The organism is Bacillus sp. AMCV2, assembly GCF_056033925.1.
The window spans coordinates 1,807,688-1,828,361 of record NZ_JBVYIB010000002.1 but is presented as its reverse complement, the minus strand read 5'-3'; the positions used below and the strand labels follow the sequence as shown (position 1 = coordinate 1,828,361).

Annotated in this window: 2 protein-coding genes (1 of these 2 only partly in view); both read right to left on the bottom strand. The window is 46.3% G+C overall.

Annotation, left to right across the window (positions count from 1 at the left end; genetic code table 11):
- Positions 1-6 precede the first annotated feature (6 nt).
- Complete coding sequence (pksM, locus tag AC0OMA_RS09400) at positions 7-12,813, bottom strand: polyketide synthase PksM (RefSeq protein ID WP_474222062.1); 12,807 nt, start codon at positions 12,811-12,813, stop codon at positions 7-9.
- A gap of 15 nt (positions 12,814-12,828) precedes the next feature.
- Positions 12,829-20,674, bottom strand: the 3' portion of a protein-coding gene (pksL, locus tag AC0OMA_RS09395) for a polyketide synthase PksL (RefSeq protein ID WP_474222061.1). Its footprint extends 5,789 nt past the window's final position; 7,846 of the gene's 13,635 nt are visible here — the last part of the coding sequence; its start codon lies off the right edge, out of view; its stop codon occupies positions 12,829-12,831.

The window sequence follows — 20,674 nt, the reverse complement described above, 5'->3', positions numbered from 1 at the left end:
ATTTCTTTATGATTCATACGATTTACTCCCTTCTATGATGTTTTGCACACTCTTAAAATCCAATTTCCCTAGCGCCACCTCTTGCATCATTCCGATGATGTGCTCGTCTGTATACGTGCCCTTTATTTGATGTGCTGCTGCGCTATGATTTTGTTTTTCCGCTTTTAAGGCCAAATGGTCAGATAGAGCTTGGACTGTCTGACATTCAAGGATTTCCCGGCCGGCCATCTTCAGCTGCGTGGTTTTTTCGATATGCCGCATCAATTTTCGGCCAAGAATTGAATCCATCCCATATTCCAGAAAGTTTCTTTTGAAATTGATTCGATCCTCAGATATGCCCAATTCTCGTGCTAAAAATTGAACAATGATCTTTTGAATATGGGTTTTGCCATTCGGCTCGCCAATCTCTGTTTTCATATCTTGTGAATGCTGTTTAACGGCCTCTGATTGCTGAGTGCCTGACGAAACCCAATACCGCTCCCTTGCAAATGGATAACCAGGTAAAGAAACCATCCGAACGTGACCGCCATCATGAAGGAGTTCCCAAGGAATCTGATATCCTTTCACCCAGCAATCCGCGATGTTTTCCAAATTTCTTTCTTTTGCGAGAGCTTGCAGAACTGCTTCATCTTGTTCTTCTAATATCCCTTCTGTATATCCTGTATAAAGGGATCTCTGTTGGCCCGATATCCCACCATTCTTCATTGCTTCCACATATTCCTTCAATTTTCGCACCAATTGCTCCTGATTGTTTGCAACGATCGCGAGCCTTGCTTCCATGGCTTTTCTCCCAACCTGAAGCGTATATGCCACATCAGGTAAAGAAGGGTTATGGTTATGATTCTGCTCCAGATACGCAATCATGCGGCAGGCAGCACCCTGAAGCCGATCATCATTTTGGGCTGAAAGCACGATGACCTGCGGTGACTCTTGATGCCGCTGTGTGGACGGCTGATCATTCGGAATGTATTCTTCAATGACTGCATGTGCATTGGTGCCGCTGATTCCAGTCGTGCTGATCGTTCCCATCCTCGGCTTCTGATTTTTCCTGATCCACGAACGGTTTTCTTTGCAAAGCACAAATGGGCTTTCTTTAAACGGAATATACGGATTTTCCGATTCACAGTGATGAGTGGCCGGAATGATCTGGTTTTTCATAGCCATCAGCATACTGATTAAAGCAACTGTTCCTGACGCTGCAAATGTGTGTCCGATTAAAGGTTTAATTGAGCTGATCATACAGAATTGCTTCTGCTTCGTATATTTGCTGAACACGCTCGTTAACGCTTGGACCTCAAGCGGATCACCAAGATTCGAGCCGGTACTGTGCGCCATCACATATTGAATATCGAGCGGATTGATTTCATTTTTTTCATAAATGTTTTCGATCAATTCTGCCTGGCTAAAAGGATTTGGCGCAGTAATGCCGTTGGTTTTGCCATCGTAATTCACGCCGCTGGCCTTGATGCAGCCATAAATATGATCTTTATCTTCAATTGCCTTTGATAATGGTTTCAAGAGAACAGCTGCCACCGCTTCACCTGGCACAAGACCATTGGCATCCTGGTCAAACACTTTGCATTGTCCGTTCGGAGACAGCATTTCGGCCCTTGTCAGCGCCTCAAAAGACATGTGAGAAATATTCAAGCTGACGCCGCCCGCTAAAGCCATTTCACAATCCCCCTGACGCAGAGCTGAACATGCCTGGTGAATCGCCACCAGTCCAGATGAACATGCTGCTGTCAAAGCCATATTAGGCCCTTTTAAATCCAATGCGTATGCGATTCTCGCAGACAATGTGGCGTTTTGTGTTCCGTTAATGTAATCCGTATCTCCGGTTAGATGCGCATATTCCCCTTCTTCCACACCTACATAAACACCGCAGGATTTTCCTTTTATCCGATCTCCCATATAGCCGGCGTCTTCAAACGTGTGCCATGCTTCCTCTAGAAAAATGCGCTGGCGCGGGTCCATGCTTTCGGCTTCTTTAGGCGATATTTGAAAAAACAGCGGATCAAACCGGTCTATGTCCTTCAAAAATGCACCCCACCTTGGCACTGCTTTTTCTGGATCTCTGTTAGCTCTCCCCCAGTCCCGGCGTTCGCCCGGGATGTCAGAGATACACGATTTACCGTTTTTCAGATTATCCCACAGCTCATGGACCGAATCAGCTTGAGGGAACCTGCCGCTCATGCCGATAATGGCAATAGGCTCATCGTGAACCTGCCGAATGCTTTTTTTACTGGTTTCCGGTTCTGGAGCTACAGGAATTGCTGCATAAGCTTCAGGGGGCTTTTGCGCCTCTGATGTATCATCCCGGTAAAATGCTTCAATCAGCTCTTTATGATCGGTTAAGAAAAAGCCGATCAATTCTTGTAAAGTCGAATAGCCGAAAAATAAAGCCGGTGTCACTTCAATGTTGAAATGCTTTGATAACACATTCGAGAATTTAGCCAAGTAGATTGAATCAAATCCGAAGTCGGCCCAATTTTTGTTCAAATTCAGCTTGTCCTTTGAAATCTTAAGCAATGTGTGAATATGCTCTTTCAAGTCGTGTTCTAAACGCTTTTCAACGCTTAACGTTTTTACCTCATCCTTGTTTTCTTGTGCTAGAGGGGCTTGAGTGGCCGGTTCTGGAATAGCTGGTTCAGCCATTCCTAAAAATCGGCTGACACGGCTGGGCTGACCGGCTATGACGAGATGCTGAGCATCCTGCTGAGCTAGGATGTGCTCAAACATACGGATGCCTTCCTCGGCTTCTAGGAAGCGTTGGCCGCTTGATTTCAGGTACATATCCGTTGTTTCCTCATCACCGATCTTCATTCCGCCATCCTTCCATACAGGCCAGTTGATGGCAAACGTTTTACCGTTATGCAGCTCATTTCTGTATTGTGCGTAAGCCATCTGAAACCTGTTGCCAATCGCATAATCACAACATCCAAAATCCCCTAAAACTGCAGAAGAAGAAGAAAAATAACACATAAAATCAAGGACTTCATTTTTAAGCCATTCATCAAGCGCTATCGTGCCGTTGATTTTCGGTTCAATGATGCGCTGGAAGCTTTCGATCTTTTTGTCAAAAATAGCAGAGTCGCTTTCGATTCCGGCTGCATGAATGACACCGTTGATGGCACCGAATCGGTCTTTCCCTCTTTTTACGCAGTCTCCCATTGCGATAGGATCAGACACATCTGCTTCTGCATACATCGCTTCGCCGCCTAGATCCTTTAATTCTTTTATTTGCTTTTGCTTTTCATCATTAAAAGGCGACCGTCCTGTCAAAATCAGGTTTGCGGCATAGTTTTTGGCTAAATGCTTGGCAAATAAATAACCAAGCCCTCCTACACCGCCTGTAATCAGGTAAGTACCGCCAGACTTCAATTTGCTGTCGTCCGGTTGTATCGTTGTCTGTTCAATGTGATTTACATATCGTTTCGCATTCTGATACAAAACCGTTTGTTCAGCTGAAGCCTGTAATTCTGCCCATATTTTACGTGTCCAATCATCCATCGATCCTTGTTCCGCCGGCTGAAAGATTCCAGTCACTTTTGTGTGCGGAAGGACAAGCCCGAGTGAACGTTCGAAGCCAATCCATGATTCCAGATAGCTTCGGTCAAGACCATCTTCAAAACATCCTGCCAGCAGCAGCCGTGAAGGATGAAGCTTTGCTGCGGACATACCTTGTAATAGGTAAACAATACAGGAATGGTCCTTTATACAGCGCTTGTCTTCCATAGGCCACATATAGAGGATTGCATCTGGTTCTCCAAGTTCTTCTTTAATGCTCTGGAAGACCTTTTCAAAAGTAACGGGTTCTTGCCGCACAATCTGGTAACTATATTCAGACTGTTTGCTGTACACTTCGCCCTGTGATATAAAAATGACCTTAGTGTCTTGATCAACGTTTTTCAAGGCTGAAGCAAATGCGTTTTGCTTTTCTCTTTCAGTCAGAAAACAGATGAGCGTTTTGATACGTTTCGATGTGAGAGTCGCCGGCTCTTCTTTCCACACTTCTTGAAACGTCATAACCTTGAAAGGTTCTTCTGTTTGCTGATCATGATCCTGTTCTATAGACGCCGGAGCCTTTGCCGCGCCTGGTGCCCAGTAACGTTCTTTTGCAAATGGATATGTCGGAAGACTGATCCGGACAGGCGTTTGGGTGCCGTACAGCATGCCCCAGTCGAAAGACAAGCCTTTCACCCAAAGGTCCAGCAGTTTCGTGTATTTCCCTTTGCTCATCCATGCTTCTATGATTTTTTCCATATCCTCATCCGCTGATAAGACTGCTAACGCTTTTTTGTTATCATCGATGCGATCCAGATACAGGCAGTCTGCTTTGTTTTCGATAAAATCGTTCAGCTTTCTCTCAAGATCCTCTAGTGATTCCGCTATAAAGGCCAGCCGTTCTTCCATTGCTTCACGGCCTGTTTGCAAGGTATAGGCGATCCTGATCAGGTCTGTTTCGCGGTACCTTTTTTGTTTGATGGCTGTAAGCAGCTGTTCCGCTTTTTCTTGCAAGCGTTCCATGTTTTTGGCCGATAGCACAATCAGCGCTGGAGGATGGTCTTTCGGCGTTTGCGCCCCCGTTCTTGGAATATATTCTTCCAGGATGATATGGGCATTGGACCTTCCGGCGCCAAAACTGCTCAAGCCAGCGCGCCTAGGCACCTCTTGCCCGCCAATCACCGGGCGTTTCCATTCACCAAGTTGCTGCTGAACGACAAATGGCGTATGGCTGAACTCGATGTTCGGATTCAACCGCTGAGCATGCAATGATGGTGCAATTTGGCCATATTTAAACTGAAAAAGTATTTTTGTCAGCCCTGCAATTCCGGCTGCACTTTCACAATGACCGATATTTGATTTGCTGGAGCCGATCGCACAAAACTGTTTCTCCTGCGTATCTTTCTCGAATGCTTTTGTTAACCCCGCTATCTCAATCGGATCTCCTAATGCAGTGCCTGTTCCATGCGCCTCTAAATAACTGATGGTTCGGGCAGGAATGTCGGCGCGCTCCATTGCTTCTTTAATTACCTGTGCCTGTGCATGAGGATTTGGAACCGTGTATCCATTTGTTTTTCCACCGCTATTAATGGCACTTGCCTTTATCACACCGTAAATATGGTCACCGTCCGCTATTGCTTGCTGCAGCGGCTTTAACACAATGGCGCCTACGCCTTCACCGTCGACAAAACCATCTGCATCATCGCCGAATGATTTACATGTATCACTAGCAGAGAGCATATTCATGACAGATAAATTCTGATAGTGAACCGGGTCGACAACTAAATTGACACCGCCGGCAATGGCACAATCACTCGATCCGCTATAGATGCTTTCCAGCGCTAAATGAATCGCTGTCAGGGAGGATGAGCAGGCTGTATCGACTGCAAGACTCGGGCCTTGGAAATTCAGTAAATAGGATATTCTGTTGGCGATAGACCAATAGCCGTAGCCGGTCGGATAATTTTTGTTCATGACTCCGGCAAAGACGCCGATTTTTCTGCTTGAACAGAGCGAGTCAGGCGTGTATCCCGCGTCTTCAATACTTGCATAAGCGGTTTGCAGAAATAATCGCTCCTGAGGGTCCATTCTTTCTGCCTCAAGCGGAGAAATCTGAAAGAATAATGGGTCAAACTTGTCCATATCCTTGATAAATCCGCCCCATTTCGTATAAATTGATCCTTCTTTTCCTTTTTCTTTATCGTAATAAGCTTTCCAATCCCAGCGATCTTTCGGAATTTCCTCAATACAATTTCTTCCTTCTTTTAGGTTGTTCCAAAAGTCTTCTGCTGTTTCCGCCTGAGGATAGCGTCCAGAAATGCCGATAATGGCAACGTCACGGCTTGCAAGAGTGTTTGTCGGAGTTTCTTTCTCCCCGCTGAAGCCAAGCTTGCGATAGCGCCGTGTTCTTTTAGCGGCCTGATCAGGTTTCTGTGAAGATTGGGTTCTGCTTTCGGCCGGGGTCTGTTGTTGAACTTGACGGTCAAGACCTGTTAATTTCATCAGCGCTTCTGTTTTTGTTTTGATGAAATGCTCCACTAATGCGTCAATGGTCTGGTACTCGAAAAATAAAGTGCTGCTTACATGGTCAAATTCTTTACGCAATGTATTCGTCAGCTGGACAACAACGATAGAATCAATACCGTACTTTTCAAGCGGTTCAGATGACTCAATCTTTCCTGCAGGAATTTTCAACGTTTCCCCGATTAGTTTTTTCATATATTCTGTGCTTTTTTCTCTTAGGAGAGCATGTTTTGATTGTCCAGCTTCCTCTGAATCTATGGTATGAATGTAGGATGGCTCCTGATTAGACGCTTGTGAAACAACCTTCTCCGGCAAGATCACATTTTTCATCATACGTCGAACCAGCCCGTTGCTTGAGGCTGCGACGATTTGGTGACTCAGATCATGTGCCGCCTCGGCCGGGAAAAAGACAGATTCAAAGCCTTCGCTTTCAAGTGCCGCTTTCCAGCTGTCAGGATGTAAGCCTGGACAGCCGGGAATCCGCACTGCAGGATCTTCATACAGCCACCAGCCTTCCAAAAGACCAAAGGTGATGTGAGGGAACAGGCTGTTTCCCGCCATTTCATTCAGCAGCAGCATTCCGTTGTTTTTCATTACTGCTTTTGTATGCCGCAGTGTTTGACGGATATTTTTTGTTGCGTGAAGGACATTAGCGGCAATGACGACATCATAGCCTCCCGCTTCAAATTCCTGCTGGTCAATCGGTTTTTCCACATCAAAAAGCTGATATGTCAGGTACGGATTTTCCGCCCCATATTCCTTTTCTGCATGTAGCAAAAATGCTTTAGACAGATCTGTATAGCAATATTCATTGATGTGCTTTTGATATGGTTTCAGTTTTTCAAAGATTCCGGCACTCGTGCCGCCTGTGCCTGCGCCTATTTCCATAATGCGAATCGATGCCTCAGGGTCGTGCTTCAGACGTTCATCCAGATAAGCTAATAATGTATCGGCAAGCACTTTATTAAAATAATCTGCCACTTGGTTATGCTTATAAATGCCTTCCACCAGTTCCATCGAGGAATGCGGGAACATGATATCTGTTGCAGGGACTTTCCCTGTCAAAATATCCGGTAATGCTTTCAGCATGGCCTCTGCTAATACAACCATCGCCTTTGTCTCGCTGTCTTTAAGCCACTTTTCTTTTTTCGCATTCCATTCTTGCCAAAGCAGCTCGATATCCTCTGCTTGGTCCTTCCTCACCAATGAATCTCCAACTTTCTTAAGATAGCCATGCTGCAAGAGAAATTCGCTGCTTTGCCGAATCCATTTCCCATAAAATTCACGAGTCTTATATTGTTGAAGACGTTCAACCGATAATGTATAACCATCAAACAGCCCGGCCGTTTGCAGCTGTCCTAACAACAGCCTGTAAAGAAGATCATCAAGCTCTTCATGTGTCACTCTTTGGAATTGTCCCGTAGTCGGCAGACGCTCCATCAGGCTCTCTGTATCTGCTGAAGGTTGCTCTGGATAAAGAGTGATGAATTCATTCTGATTCACGCCTTCGACTGCTACAGGCTTTGTCGTATGAATGAAAGCTGTTTGGCTGACTGGCCCAGAAAGCAGTGCTTCCAGCGCCTTCATAGCCTCCGCAGGCTCAATTAAACCTAAGCCGATTTGATTCATGAGCTGTACATAATGTTCATCCTCAGCCGCTTCACTATTCCCCCAATATCCCCAGTTCATGACTTTTACAGGGCATGCCCAGCTCTGAGAAAGCTGGTGGGCAAAAGCATCTGCAAATGTACAGCCAGAGGCATAATGGCTTTGCTTCACATTTTTGATATGGGCTACAAGCGAAGAGAAGAATAATACAAAATCTACATTCTCCTGGCGGAACACTTGGGCCATCCGAATACTGACATCGATCTTCGCCGCCAGTCCAGCGGTGAATTCTTCCGGCTTCATTTTTTCCAGGCTTTGCTCAAATAAAACCATCGCAGAGTGAACAATCCCGTGAATATGAGGATGGCGTTTTTTCACTTGATCATAAGCCTGCTGCAATGAATGTTTATCGGCTGCATCGGCTGCAATGTAGAAAGGCTCAGGGCCAAGCGCCGAAAGTCGGTCTATTTTTGACTGGATGGCAGCATTAAGTTGACTTCGCCCAATCCAAACGATTTGCGCTTGGTAGCGGCGGATCATGTACTCACTCCACGCCTCTCCGATATACCCGGCTCCTCCGATGACCACATAGACTCCGCCTTTCCGATATAGCGTGTCGCCTGACAGTGAGTGCCGATATGGGATCAATTGCTGCTGATGCCATTGCTGATTACGATAGGCCCAAGCATGGCCAAGGCGGTCAGCTGGGAGCGCAAACATGTGATTTACCGGCCATGTGCAGCCTTTTTCAAGATCGAGAAGACGGATTTTCCAGTGTGGATATTCCTTTGCCATTGTGCCGGCAAGCCCATGAATGCTTGCATGGGCGGGTTGTACTGCCTCATGTTGCATAACCGGCTGCGCTTGGACGGTCACAAGAGACCATTCAAGTTGTTTCTCGCCATAGCCTAATTGCAGGCATGCTTTCACAAGCTTAAATAGGTGAAGAACAGCTTCTCCTTGTCCATCACTACCTATACTTCCCCGGTGTGACGGGGCAATCCACAATACATGGTCAATGCTTCCGTACGCTTGCAGTTTGTCCGCTATTCCCTCAATGTCATCTGCAGGCCGGATATCGATAAAGGAAACTTGCGGATAATGATGCTTTATTAATGCGCGATCAGCTTCAGCAGCACCGCATAAAACAACTCGTGTACCAGCAAACGAAGCATTATCCTTCGTATCTGAAGAGACTGGTTCCCAGACAGGGATCATCATCGTATGCCCGGTCATCTGAGAATCAGTTAAAAGTTGCGGCATTGAATGCTGCTCTCCATCAAGTGCCCGCATCGAGGCACCCTTCATTCGCACACAAACGTGTCCGTTCTCATCACATAAATCAATATCATACTTTCTGACTTTGTCCTCCGCTTTACTGTCTGAACTGTATCGAATATAAGACCATATCTTCTCTGGACATGGGCTGAAAATATCAACCTCCTGCAACGCAAATGGAAGAGACAGCGTCTGAGCTTGTCCAGCGGCATTGACTGAGCTAACGATAAAACCGACTGTGGCATGGAACGCGGAATCCATCAAACTCGGGTGGAGCGCAAAATGCTGCCTGTCGTTTTTTAGAAAAGCGGGTAACGAGATTTTTGCAAGCAATTGATCTTTGCCGACATAGACTTTTTCAATCCCTTGATAGCCCTCTCCATAGTCAAGCCCAATCTTTCGAAACGCTGCATAGCATTGTTCTGACGTCACTGTGTCCAAACTGCATTCTGTCTGTATTGATGAAAGGTTTAAAATGGAAGTGTCCGTTTCATCTGAAATGACAGCGCGACCTTGGCAGTGTATCATCAGGGCTTCTTCTTTATGTTCAGAGCTGCTATAAATGTCAAAGGAAATGTCCCCGTTATCCTCAGGAAAAAGGCCAATATGTATTTCTTTTGGTTCACTTTCTATCGTGATAGGACGCACCCACACAATGTCTTTAAGCGACACCACTCTTTGTTCGCCGTCCAGATCGCCTGCAGCTTTTTCCGCTGCTTCTCTTGCCATTTCTAAATAGGCAACGCCCGGCAAAATCTTCTGTCCCTGTACAACATGATCAGAAAGGAAAAATTCCGTGCCTGTAAATACAGAGCTAAAGCGCTGCTCAGTAAAGTCTGATGTATTGCGGTGCACCAGCGGATGTAAGATATGATTCACAGTGCTGGTTTTCATTTCAGGAACCGGGATCCAGTAGCGCTCCCTTGCAAACGGATAGGTCGGAACACTGATTTTAAGCGGCTTGCGATCGCCGTATAGGCCGTCCCAGGTGACCCGCTTTCCTTGAACCCATGCTTTCGCCATTTCCATCATTTCACTGTCTCTTATCAAATTGTTATTCAGCGCATTTACCGAAGTTGGCCCAGCCGCCTCCTGATTCTCCTTGGCTTGTCCCGTCCAGCAGCCCTCGATCTCTTCTTCGCCATTGGCAAACGCCCGAAGTTTAGACGTTAAATCTTTTATGTCTTTTACGATGAAGGCCGCACGCTCCTCCATTTCAACCCGTCCTGCCTGCATGGTATAAGCTAACGCTAAAAGATTGACGTCCTCGCTAAGAAAATCAAGAAGTTTAAGAGCGTAAGCCTGCAGACGATCTTTGTTTCTCGCAGACAAAGGTATCACTATTTCTTCATTTTTCGTTAAAATCGTCTCTGAATGGCTCTCTGCCGGAATATATTCTTCCAAAATAAGATGCGCATTTGATCCTGAAGCGCCAAACGAACTTAAACCGGCGCGGCGGGGATATGTGACGTCCACCCCGTTTTCTGTAAAAGATGGCTGCTTCCATTCCTTTGTTTCATGCTGGACAAAAAATGGGGTTTGATCAAGCTTCAAATAAGGATTCAGCTCTTCTGAATGTAATGACGGCACCAAGGTTTTATGATGCAACTGCAGGACAGTCTTTGTTAAGCCGCTAATGCCGGCTGCAGCTTCAGCATGGCCAATATTCGATTTAACAGAACCGATTGAACAGAATTGCTTGTCCTGCGTATTGCGGCTGAAAGCTTTTACTAACCCCTGTATTTCAATCGGATCTCCCAATGAGGTGCCAGTGCCATGGGCTTCAACATAACTGATGGTGCGCGGATCAATTCCTGTTTTTTCTAGACACGCTTCGATAACATCAGCTTGAGCAACCGGGCTCGGTACTGTAATTCCGCTTACTTTCCCTACATGATTTATCGCACTGCCTTTGATGACAGCATAGATTCGGTCACCGTCCTGTTCAGCTTTTCGCAGCGGTTTTAGCAATACTGTGCCGACACCTTCTCCAGATACGTAGCCATCCCCGCCTTTACCGAAAGTATGGCAATAGCCGTCACTTGAGTGCATCCCTACACTGCCATAGCTGATATATTTAGCCGGATGCAGTGACAAATTGACGCCTCCGGCAAGCGCGGCCTCGCATTCTCCATTCCGGATGCTCTCTATTGCCAGATGAACCGCAGTTAATGAGGAAGAGCAGACCGTGTCCACCGCCATGCTTGGGCCGTGGAAATTACAATAGTAAGAGACCCTGTTGGCGATTTGCGCATAATTCAGCGATAAAGGAAATGGATTGTGTTCTGATAGAGCTTCAGCTCCTATAAGGGAATAGTCCTTATGCATAACACCGGCAAACACACCGACATGCTGTCTTTTATTTTCTCCCTGCGGTGAAGCAATTGTCTCTGGTGTATAACCCGCATCTTCAATAGCTTCCCAGCACGTCTCTAAAAATAACCGTTCCTGAGGGTCCATCATTTCCGCTTCACGCGGAGAGATTCTGAAAAATTGAGGATCAAAGCAATCAGCCTCCTCGATAAACCCGCCCCATTTCGAGAGCGGCTTGCCTGCAGGTGAATCCAGTCCATTGTTTTCTTTCCATTCCCAGCGTGAGTTTGGAATCTCTGTGATGCAGTCGGTACCTGCTTTAAGCTGTTCCCAAAATTCCTGTATGTTTTTCGCCTTAGGATAGCGTCCCGCCATTCCGATAATGGCAATGTCCTCCCCGATCTCTGGTGAAGAGATAACACCATCAGGAGAATCCTTCATTGGTGAAGGAGATTGGCGGACAATGCTGTCCGCCTCTCCAATTGAATAGTGATCAGCAAGATGAGCAGCTAGTTCTGCAATTGTTGTAAATTCAAACAGCAGTGTCGGAGCAAGATCCGCTCCAACCTTATCTCCAATTTCCTGAACCACGGTAAGCAATGACGGAGAATCCAAGCCTAGCTCATAGTACCCAGCGTGGATATCCATTTGTTCTGCCGGCCTTTCAAGCTGCTTAGCAAGCAACTGACGCAAATACATTTCAAATACGGGATAGTCCCGACTGATGTTCTGAGAGACAGCAGCTCTTTCTTCTTGAATTTCTTTTGCAGAATGAAAGGCTGACATATTCCGTACAGACTTGCCTGCAAATTGTTTCAGCTCGGCCACTTTTTGTCCTGCTGAATTAAAATATTCAATCGTCATATAAGTGAGCTCTTTCTTTTGGCGCACAGATGAGGAGAGGATCCGTGCTGTACATCCTTTTTGCAATCGTTCTGAAGCAGAAAACGATTCATAACACAATGGCAGATACATCGTTTGATCTGAGAGCAGGCAGCTTGACCCTATGCCGCTGCCGTCAATAAGCGTCGGATGAAACAGAAAAGCTTCAGAATGGCGCAGGGCGTCCTGTCCAACTGCTAAATCAATTAAAGCACCCTCTTTGGTTTCATAAATCTGTCCTTCCGCCTTCATCATGCCGGTATGCACTAACTCTTGAGAACGGCATTGTTCATAGATTTCATCTAAATTCAGAATCCTATCAGCTGTTTTTTTCCACTGATTAGGGTCTATTGATTCGGCAAAAGAAGTTTGCTCTTTTCGATGCATGTCAGCAGTCACATATTGTCTTTTGTCAGATAGTGATTCTCCATGCTGTTTTTGTCCGTCGATGATGATGGACCATGTCCCTTCCTTTCTTTCAGACACGTGAATGGTCAGGGCAATGTCATATGACTCATCTGCGATCAAAGGGTAAAAAATGGTCAGGTTTTTTAATTCAAGCTCTTGGTATGCATAACCATGTTCCTGGAATACTTGGTAGATCAAATCTATATAAGCAAGGCCGGGTAATAACGCTTGTCCATATACCTTGTGGTTGGACATGATTGGATTATTTAATGAAATGTGCAGTTGTTCAGTTATCATTTTCCCACTCCTCTCTTATTTGAAAGTTTTCCAAAACATATCTTTAGAAGCCCCTGAGTCTGAATGCACTTTTTCCTGCACGTTTTGAGCTGATGGTTTGATTAAAACGGGCTGCCTATTTAATTCCGGCAAAGGCAGAGGTTTTCTTCTAATTGGACGAGCAACCGATTCATTCCAGGCTTCTATAATGAGATGGGCGTTCGTTCCGCCATCTGCAAAACAATTAATTGCCGCAGCCGGCGTTGTCTCCTTCCACTCGGCTTGCGATCTGCTGAAATACAAATCTGTTTTTTCTATATCAAAATACGGCATATTTTCATTACCTGACAGGAACGGAACCAATTGTCTATGCTTCAGCATTAGAGCTACTTTAATCAGGCTCGCAATCCCCTCTGCACATAATGGATGGCCAATGTTAGGTTTCACCGATCCCAGCCCTAACGGAGCCTTTGATTCAGAACGGTAAATGGACTGGATTGCCTTTAATTCAAGTAAATCTGTTACTGCCGATCCCGAGCCGTTTGCTTCGAGATAGCTGATCTCTTCAGTCTTTTTGCCGCTTTTTTCAAGCGCTGACAGCATGACGTCCTTTTGTGCCTCGAGATTCGGAGATGATGGGCCAGCCGTTCTTCCATCATTATTAATCGCAGCAGCTTTAATGACTGCATATATGGAATCTCCGTCTTCAAGCGCTTGGCTGACGGTTTTGACGAGAACCATGCCCACGCCTTCTCCTAAAATGACACCGTCTGCCCGCTTATCAAAAATATGGAATGAAGGTTTGTCACATAAAAGTCCGCGCTCATGAAACATTCGATGCGCATCAGCATCAAGCAAACTGACGCCGCCTACAACCGCTGCCTCAATATCTCCGCTTCGCAGAGCCTGAATGGCCATATTCAGCCCCACCAGCGCAGAAGAACAAGCGGTATCGAGGACAATACTCGGTCCCTTCAAGTCAAAAAAATGTGAGACGTTAGCTGCTAAATAGTTTTGTCCGCCAGCGACTATCGGATTTCTTGCTTTTGAAAGACTGGCCGGATCAGGCTTGTGCTGGCTGCGGCCACCTATATAAACGCCAGCCCTCATGCCTTTCACTTCTTTCTCTGTATAACCGGCGTGATACCACAGCTTCAAGCTTTCCTCTAATACAGCCAAAGCTTGAGGGTCCATCGCTCTGACATCGTTTTCGGACATCATGAAGAAATCATGATCAAACCGGTTCATTTCATCAATGAGGCCCGCGTAATTTGAGCTGGAGTTCCCGAATCGTTCAGGCGGAACAGGCGCAATCGCAGACCGTCCATCACGTATTAGTTCCCAGTATTCCTCTAGGGTTTCCGCTCCTGGGAACCTGCAACTAAGACCGATGATAGCGATGTCCTCAGCAAGAAGTGCCGTTTTTTCATGGCTTATCTGTTGCGGCCGCTGTTCTGGCACCGGCTTCTGTTTCATTGCTGATTGCGGCTTGAAAGGTATCTGTTTCTCAGGAACAGATGGCTGTAAAACAGCTGATATGTCATATTTCGAAATGAGCCAGTGTGCAAAGGATTCTATTGTCGGGTATTCAAACAAAATTGACGGATCAATATCTCCATTTAATTGTTGGTTCATCTGCTGTACCAGCTGGGCCAATATAATCGAGTCGATTCCGTATTCTTGGAAAGGTTCATCCGTTTCAAAGTCTTCTACAGCTATTTTCAGTTCATCTGAAAAAAGAGTTACGAGCCAGTCGACTGTTTCAGGGAACAGGTTGCGAGTGCCGGTTTGCTCTTTCGTAACAGGATGCGAGAGAGCTTCGACAGGCAGTGACGGCTGCATCAGCTTATCCGGCTTCCAAACGTTTGTATCTGGTACTGCCGGCAGCACGACAGCATACTGTCTGTCTGATAGAATCTGGTCAAGCAGCTGTAATCCCTCGTCGTTTGTCAAACTGATCAATCCAGTTTGTTCTAAAGCTTTGCTTCGAACCTCGCCTAAACCGGTCTCCTTCCAGTTAGGCCACTGAATGCTTACAATGGGACATTTATCTTGATGAGCCTCCGCAAAATAATCCATAAAAGCATTTGCCATCGCGTAATCAGCTTGTCCTGCTGCTAGTGCAGGGATGGCCGCTGATACTGATGAAAACAAGGTGAAAAACGCCAATGGTTCATCCTGAAGCAGGTCAAACAACGTTTGCAGACCTTCGACTTTCGGTTCAAGCACCTGTCCGATCTCTTCTAGTGATTTTCTGATAAAAGCCGGGTTTTGTTTGTTCACCATCCCGGCACAATGGATGACTCCGCCAATCGCCCCCATTGTTTCGTGTATTGTCTTCAGGCTCTGTTCGACAGCAACCCTGTCTGTGAGATCCAGAGACAGCACCTGAACTTGCGCACCCATGTCTTCTAGCTCTTGAACGGCTTTTATTTTCTCGGCAAGCGAGGCGATTTTTACCAAATTCCACTGGTCACGCGACGGAAGCTCTTCACGGCCGATAAGGACCAGCCGCTTAACGCCGTATGTTTTCACAAAATGCCGCGCACACAGCAAGCCGAGACCTCTTGTCCCGCCTGTAATAAGCAGGACTTTGTCTGTTGAAAACGATACTTGCTTATGACTAAGAGCGGCTTCTGCTGGCTGCTCTGCCAAATATGCGCGATATCGCTGTCCGTTTCGATAACAGACTTCTGATTCTGTGCTCTTGGCATAATATTCAACTGCAATCAGTCTGGCCAGCTCCTCATGAGAGGCTTCAAACTCCATATCTGCATGTCTTGAAGTAAGATGGCTGTACTCACTTTGAAGCATGCGGTATAAACCGGCCCGTGAAGCACCAGACAAAAGAACACCCTCATTTGCGTAGGCCTCCAGCCCCTTTGTTACACCCAAGATCGTCAAATGATGCTTGCTTGTACGTCCTTGCTCGATCAGCTTTTGGAGCCAGTTTATCCAGCCCATAGAATGCTCATGGCTCGTTCCGCACCCGATCAGATCGATTACTCCAGCAACGTGTTCATAGTCAGCAGCAGATACCCGATCCAGCTCTTGACTGTCAAATATACGGTATGTCGAGAAATACGTTGAAAGCTCTTCCGCTAATGCCATTGTCTCCTCATTTGCCAAAATGGCGACGGTTTGATTCGTCATTTCTTCCGGTTCAATCGGACAAGGCTGCCACTGTTTACGCAGAAAGCAGCGCTTTGGCATCAGTTCGGAATGAGGCAGAGCTGTAGCAATGGTTTTGGGTTCACCTTCTTGAGTTGGCAGCCAGTAATACTCTTCCGCGAACGGATAAGCAGGCAGGCTGATTCGACGAGGCGTGTATTCCCGATAAAGCTTGTTCCAATCTATCTGCAGCCCTTTCACCCATAGTTCCGCTACTTTCTCCAGCCTTTTTTTCTCTATCCATGTTTGCAGCAACGCTTTGGCATCTTGATCCGTTTCAAACAGCTTGATTTCGCTCTTTTTCGTTTTCACGTGAGCAGCAAATATGCTGCTGTTCGGCATTTCAGCCAAATAATCATCTAAAGTTTTGATCAGCATTTCTCTCGAATCCGCCAAAAACGCCATGCGATAATCCATTGCTTCTCGGCCCGTCTGAAGTGTGTATGCCATATCCTCCAGATCGATATCTTCATTGGAAGTTACGAAATCTTTCATTGCTTCCGCATAGGCCTTCAATTGCTTCTCTTTTTTCGCTGAAAGTACAAATAATGCTGAGCGGTGCTGCTTTGTTAATGGATCGTTCCTCTTGTCAGGCTGATATTCCTCTATCACAATATGAGCATTCGTTCCGCTATATCCGAAGGAGCTCACACATGCTCTCCGCGGTTTTCCATCAGCCGTTTCCCAAGGCTTAAGCTCCGTATTTACGTATAAAGGAGAATGCTCAAATTCAAAATGCTCATTCGGTGTCGTGAAGTTCAATGTCGGCACAAGTGTTTTATGATTCATGCACAATAACACTTTTTGAACCCCGGCTACTCCTGCCGCCGCGGATGTATGGCCAATATTGCTTTTGACGGAACCGATTGCGCAAAACTGCTTTTTGTCTGTTTTTTCTTGAAATACGGTGGACAGAGCTTCTAATTCAATTGGATCGCCTTGTTTTGTTCCTGTGCCGTGCATCTCGACATAACTGATACTCTCAGGATGTATACCGTATGTTTCATATATGTCTCTTTCCAGATCCATTTGGCTTTTCGCACTCGGTGCCGTGATTCCGTTTGTTTTCCCGTCCTGATTAATACCCGAGCCAATGATAATGCCATAAATATGGTCACGGTCCGCTTCTGCATCTTTCAGCCTTTTCAGAACCAGCGCACCCGCACCCTCGCCGGGCACAAAACCATTCGCGCTATTGTCAAATGCTTTACATTGTCCATCAGGTGAAAGCATGCCGGCCTCACACATACTCATGTAAGATTCCGGCGTCAGGTATAAGCTGACCCCGCCGACCAGCGCCATATCAATTTCTTTGTTTATAAGTGCCTGCCGCGCTAAATGTGTGCCGACCAATGAAGATGAACAAGCGGTGTCAATAGGAATCGCAGGCCCTTTTAAATTAAGAAAATACGGAATACGCGCCGCAGCGATCGCAAAGCTGTTCCCCGTGGCATTTGCGCTTGCCTGCCGATTCAGCATGACACCGTATTCACTGCTCATAATGCCGAGATATACACCGCATTTTTTCTCATTTAAAGTTCGAGCGTTGTACCCAGCGTCCTCAAAGGCTTTATAGCCTTCCTGCAAAAAGATTCGATGCTGCGGGTCCATCAGTTCAGCTTCTGACGGCGGAATATTAAAAAACAACGGATCAAAATGTTCAATATCATCAAGCATCCCCATTGATTTGCAGTAGACTTTCCCTTTTTTGTTGAGGACAGGATCATAGTATTTGTCTACATCCCACCGTGATGTTGGAATGTCCCGAATGGCATTTCTCCCATGAACCAGGTTATCCCAGTACTCTCTTACATTACGAGCGCCCGGGTATCTTCCCGACATCCCGACAATCGCTATCGCATCCTCCGGGCGGTCTTGATGAACAGGAACCGTTTTCTTCTCATGTTCTTTCTTTATAGGATGTTGAACAGACTGTAGCGGTCGCTCTGCCGGCTTTGGATTAGATGGTGCTGCTGGCTTTTGCTGGGCTGCTTCGAAAGAGTCAGTATGCTCTATCTTTCTATCATGATGAGTTCCAAGCTCGGACTTTAGCATTTCGGCAAAATCACGTATCGTTGGGTAATCATATACTCTGGTTACCGTAAAAGACGTTCCGTATTGCTTGTTCACCGCTTTTATCCATTCGAGTCCGGTAATCGAGTCCATTCCGATATCTATGAACGCTTCGTCAATATCCACCTCGTATGGCTCCATGTATAACACGTCTGCTATGCTTTCCCTCAATTTTTCATGCAGCGTTTCAATTGCTACAGTATATTGTCTTGATGCAGATATTTCTGCCGCTGCATATTGAATCGTTTCTTCAGCCTCCTCTTGCACTGGCTGATGATGTTCTAACGGCTGCAGAGATATATTAGCCGGTTTAGCAGCAGGTACCGCTGTTTTTTGTCTGATCGGCGTGTACGTCTCCGTTTGTTTTTTCTCCCCAGCTTGTGTGCTTAACTCGTGTGCTAAGTAAACAGCGAAATCACGTGTTGTCGGATAATCATATACCTTTGTGACATTTAGTGATGTGCCATACTGTTTATTTATTGCTTTTATCCATTCGAGCCCGGTAATCGAGTCCATACCGATATCTATGAATGCTTCGTCTGGATCAATCTCGTTTTGGTCCATGTACAGCACTTCCGCTAAGCTCGCTGTCAGTTCATCGCACAAGGCTTCCGCCGTGATCGTCTCTGTTTCTGTATCTGATGGAACCAGAGATGCTGTCCGCTCCAAACGATCCTGATTGGTCATTAAAGGCTGTAACGTAATATTGGCAGGCTTGCCGCTGGCTTCTCTGGCTACAGACGGCTTTGGAAGGACGGGCTGTACTGGAGCGAATGGCTCCTTCGTTCTTTTTTCCTCAGCCTTTGCATGTACGTCTATCCAATAGCGATCTCTTGCGAAAGGATAGACAGGTAAACTGATGCGCCGCGGTTTTTGATCCTGATATAGCGTGCTCCAGTCGATTCGCAAACCTCTTACCCACAGGTCTAAAACCTTCGCATATTTTCCTTTTTGCAGCCATGCCTCAATTGTTTTTGACATATCCTCATCAGCAGCAAAAGCAGCAATGGCTTCCTTGTTGCGCTTTACTTGTCCGCGATAGACATATTCACGATTTTCTGTTCCAGAGATACATTTATTGAGCTTTTCTTCAAGCTCCCGCATCGATTCCGCAACGAACGCCAGCCGTTCGTTCATCGCTTCCCGTCCGACTTGAAGCGTATAGGCAATTCGGTGTAAATCTGCTTCAACATATGTTTGTTCACGAATGGCATACAGCAATCGCTCCGCGCGTTTCTGAAGTCTTTCCTCATTTTTTGCTGAGAGCACAATGACAGCCGGCTGTTTCCTCGCTGGTAAACGTTCCTCCACAGGTTCCGGAGCATACTCTTCTATTAAAATATGGGCGTTCACACCCCCGGCACCAAATGAAGAGACTCCTGCGATTCTCGGTAATTCGATGTCTTTGCCATTGACACTGATGATCGGCCTCTTCCACTCTTCTAGCTCTTGCTGTACTTTAAACGGCGAGTTAAGGAAATCAATATTCGGGTTCAGCACGTTTGAATGCAGGGAAGGCGCAAGCTGCCTGTATTTCATTTGGAGCAATACCTTCGTTACTCCTGCGATACCTGCCGCACTCTCACAGTGCCCGATATTTGATTTGGCTGACCCTATTGCACAAAATTGTTTGTCATCGGTTTCTTGCGTAAACACTTTGGACAGCCCTGTGATTTCAATAGGATCACCGAGAGAGGTTCCCGTGCCGTGGGCTTCGATGTAACTGACTGTCCGCGGATCAACCTTCGCTTCCACAAACGCCTTTTTGATGACATCTGCTTGGGCATTCGGATTGGGAACTGAGTACCCGTTTGTTTTTCCCCCGTGGTTGATGGCTGTCCCTTTAATGATTCCATAAATGTGATCACCATCTTCAACTGCTTTAGACAATGGCTTCAGAAGCACTGCTCCAACGCCTTCCCCCGGCACATAGCCGTCTCCGCCCTGTCCGAAGCTTTCACACCGGCCTTTGCTGGACATAAATTTGTTCTGCCCGAGCATCAAATATTTATTTGGATGGATTGACACATTCACGCCGCCCGCGAATGCCGCCTCACACTCTCCGCGCTGCAGGCTTTGGCAGGCCAAGTGGATAGCCGTTAAAGAAGAAGAACACATGGTGTCTAATGCAATACTCGGTCCGTGAAAATCAAAATAATAAGATACCCGGTTCGCGATGGATGATGGATTTCCCGTTAAAGCCAGAGACCTTCCCCGCACCTGCTCTTGTGCCCCGTACAGCTGATATTCTTCGTACATGACACCGACGTAAACACCGACGCTTCCGCCAAGCTCAGCATCACGCTTACGGCCGAGGTGCTCTCTTGTATAGCCTGCGTCTTCCATCGTTTCATACACGCACTGCAAAAATAAACGCTCTTGCGGGTCCATTAATTTTGCCTCGCGCGGCGATATATGGAAAAACTGCGGATCAAACTTGTCTACATCCTTCAAGAAGCCTCCCCACTTGCTGTAGGTTTTTCCAGGCTTGTCTTTATCTTCGTCATAATAAAGACTGTGATCCCAGCGATCTGAAGGAATTTCAGTAATACAGTCTCGACCGTCTTTCAGGTTTTCCCACAATTCATCAATGTTGTCTGCCTGCGGATAGCGACCTGAGATACCGATGATCGCGATT

Bases quoted from the DNA above. Each gene is read 5' to 3' on its own strand.
- pksM (WP_474222062.1), bottom strand. From the start codon at position 12,813: ATGATAACTGAACAACTGCACATTTCATTAAATAATCCAATCATGTCC.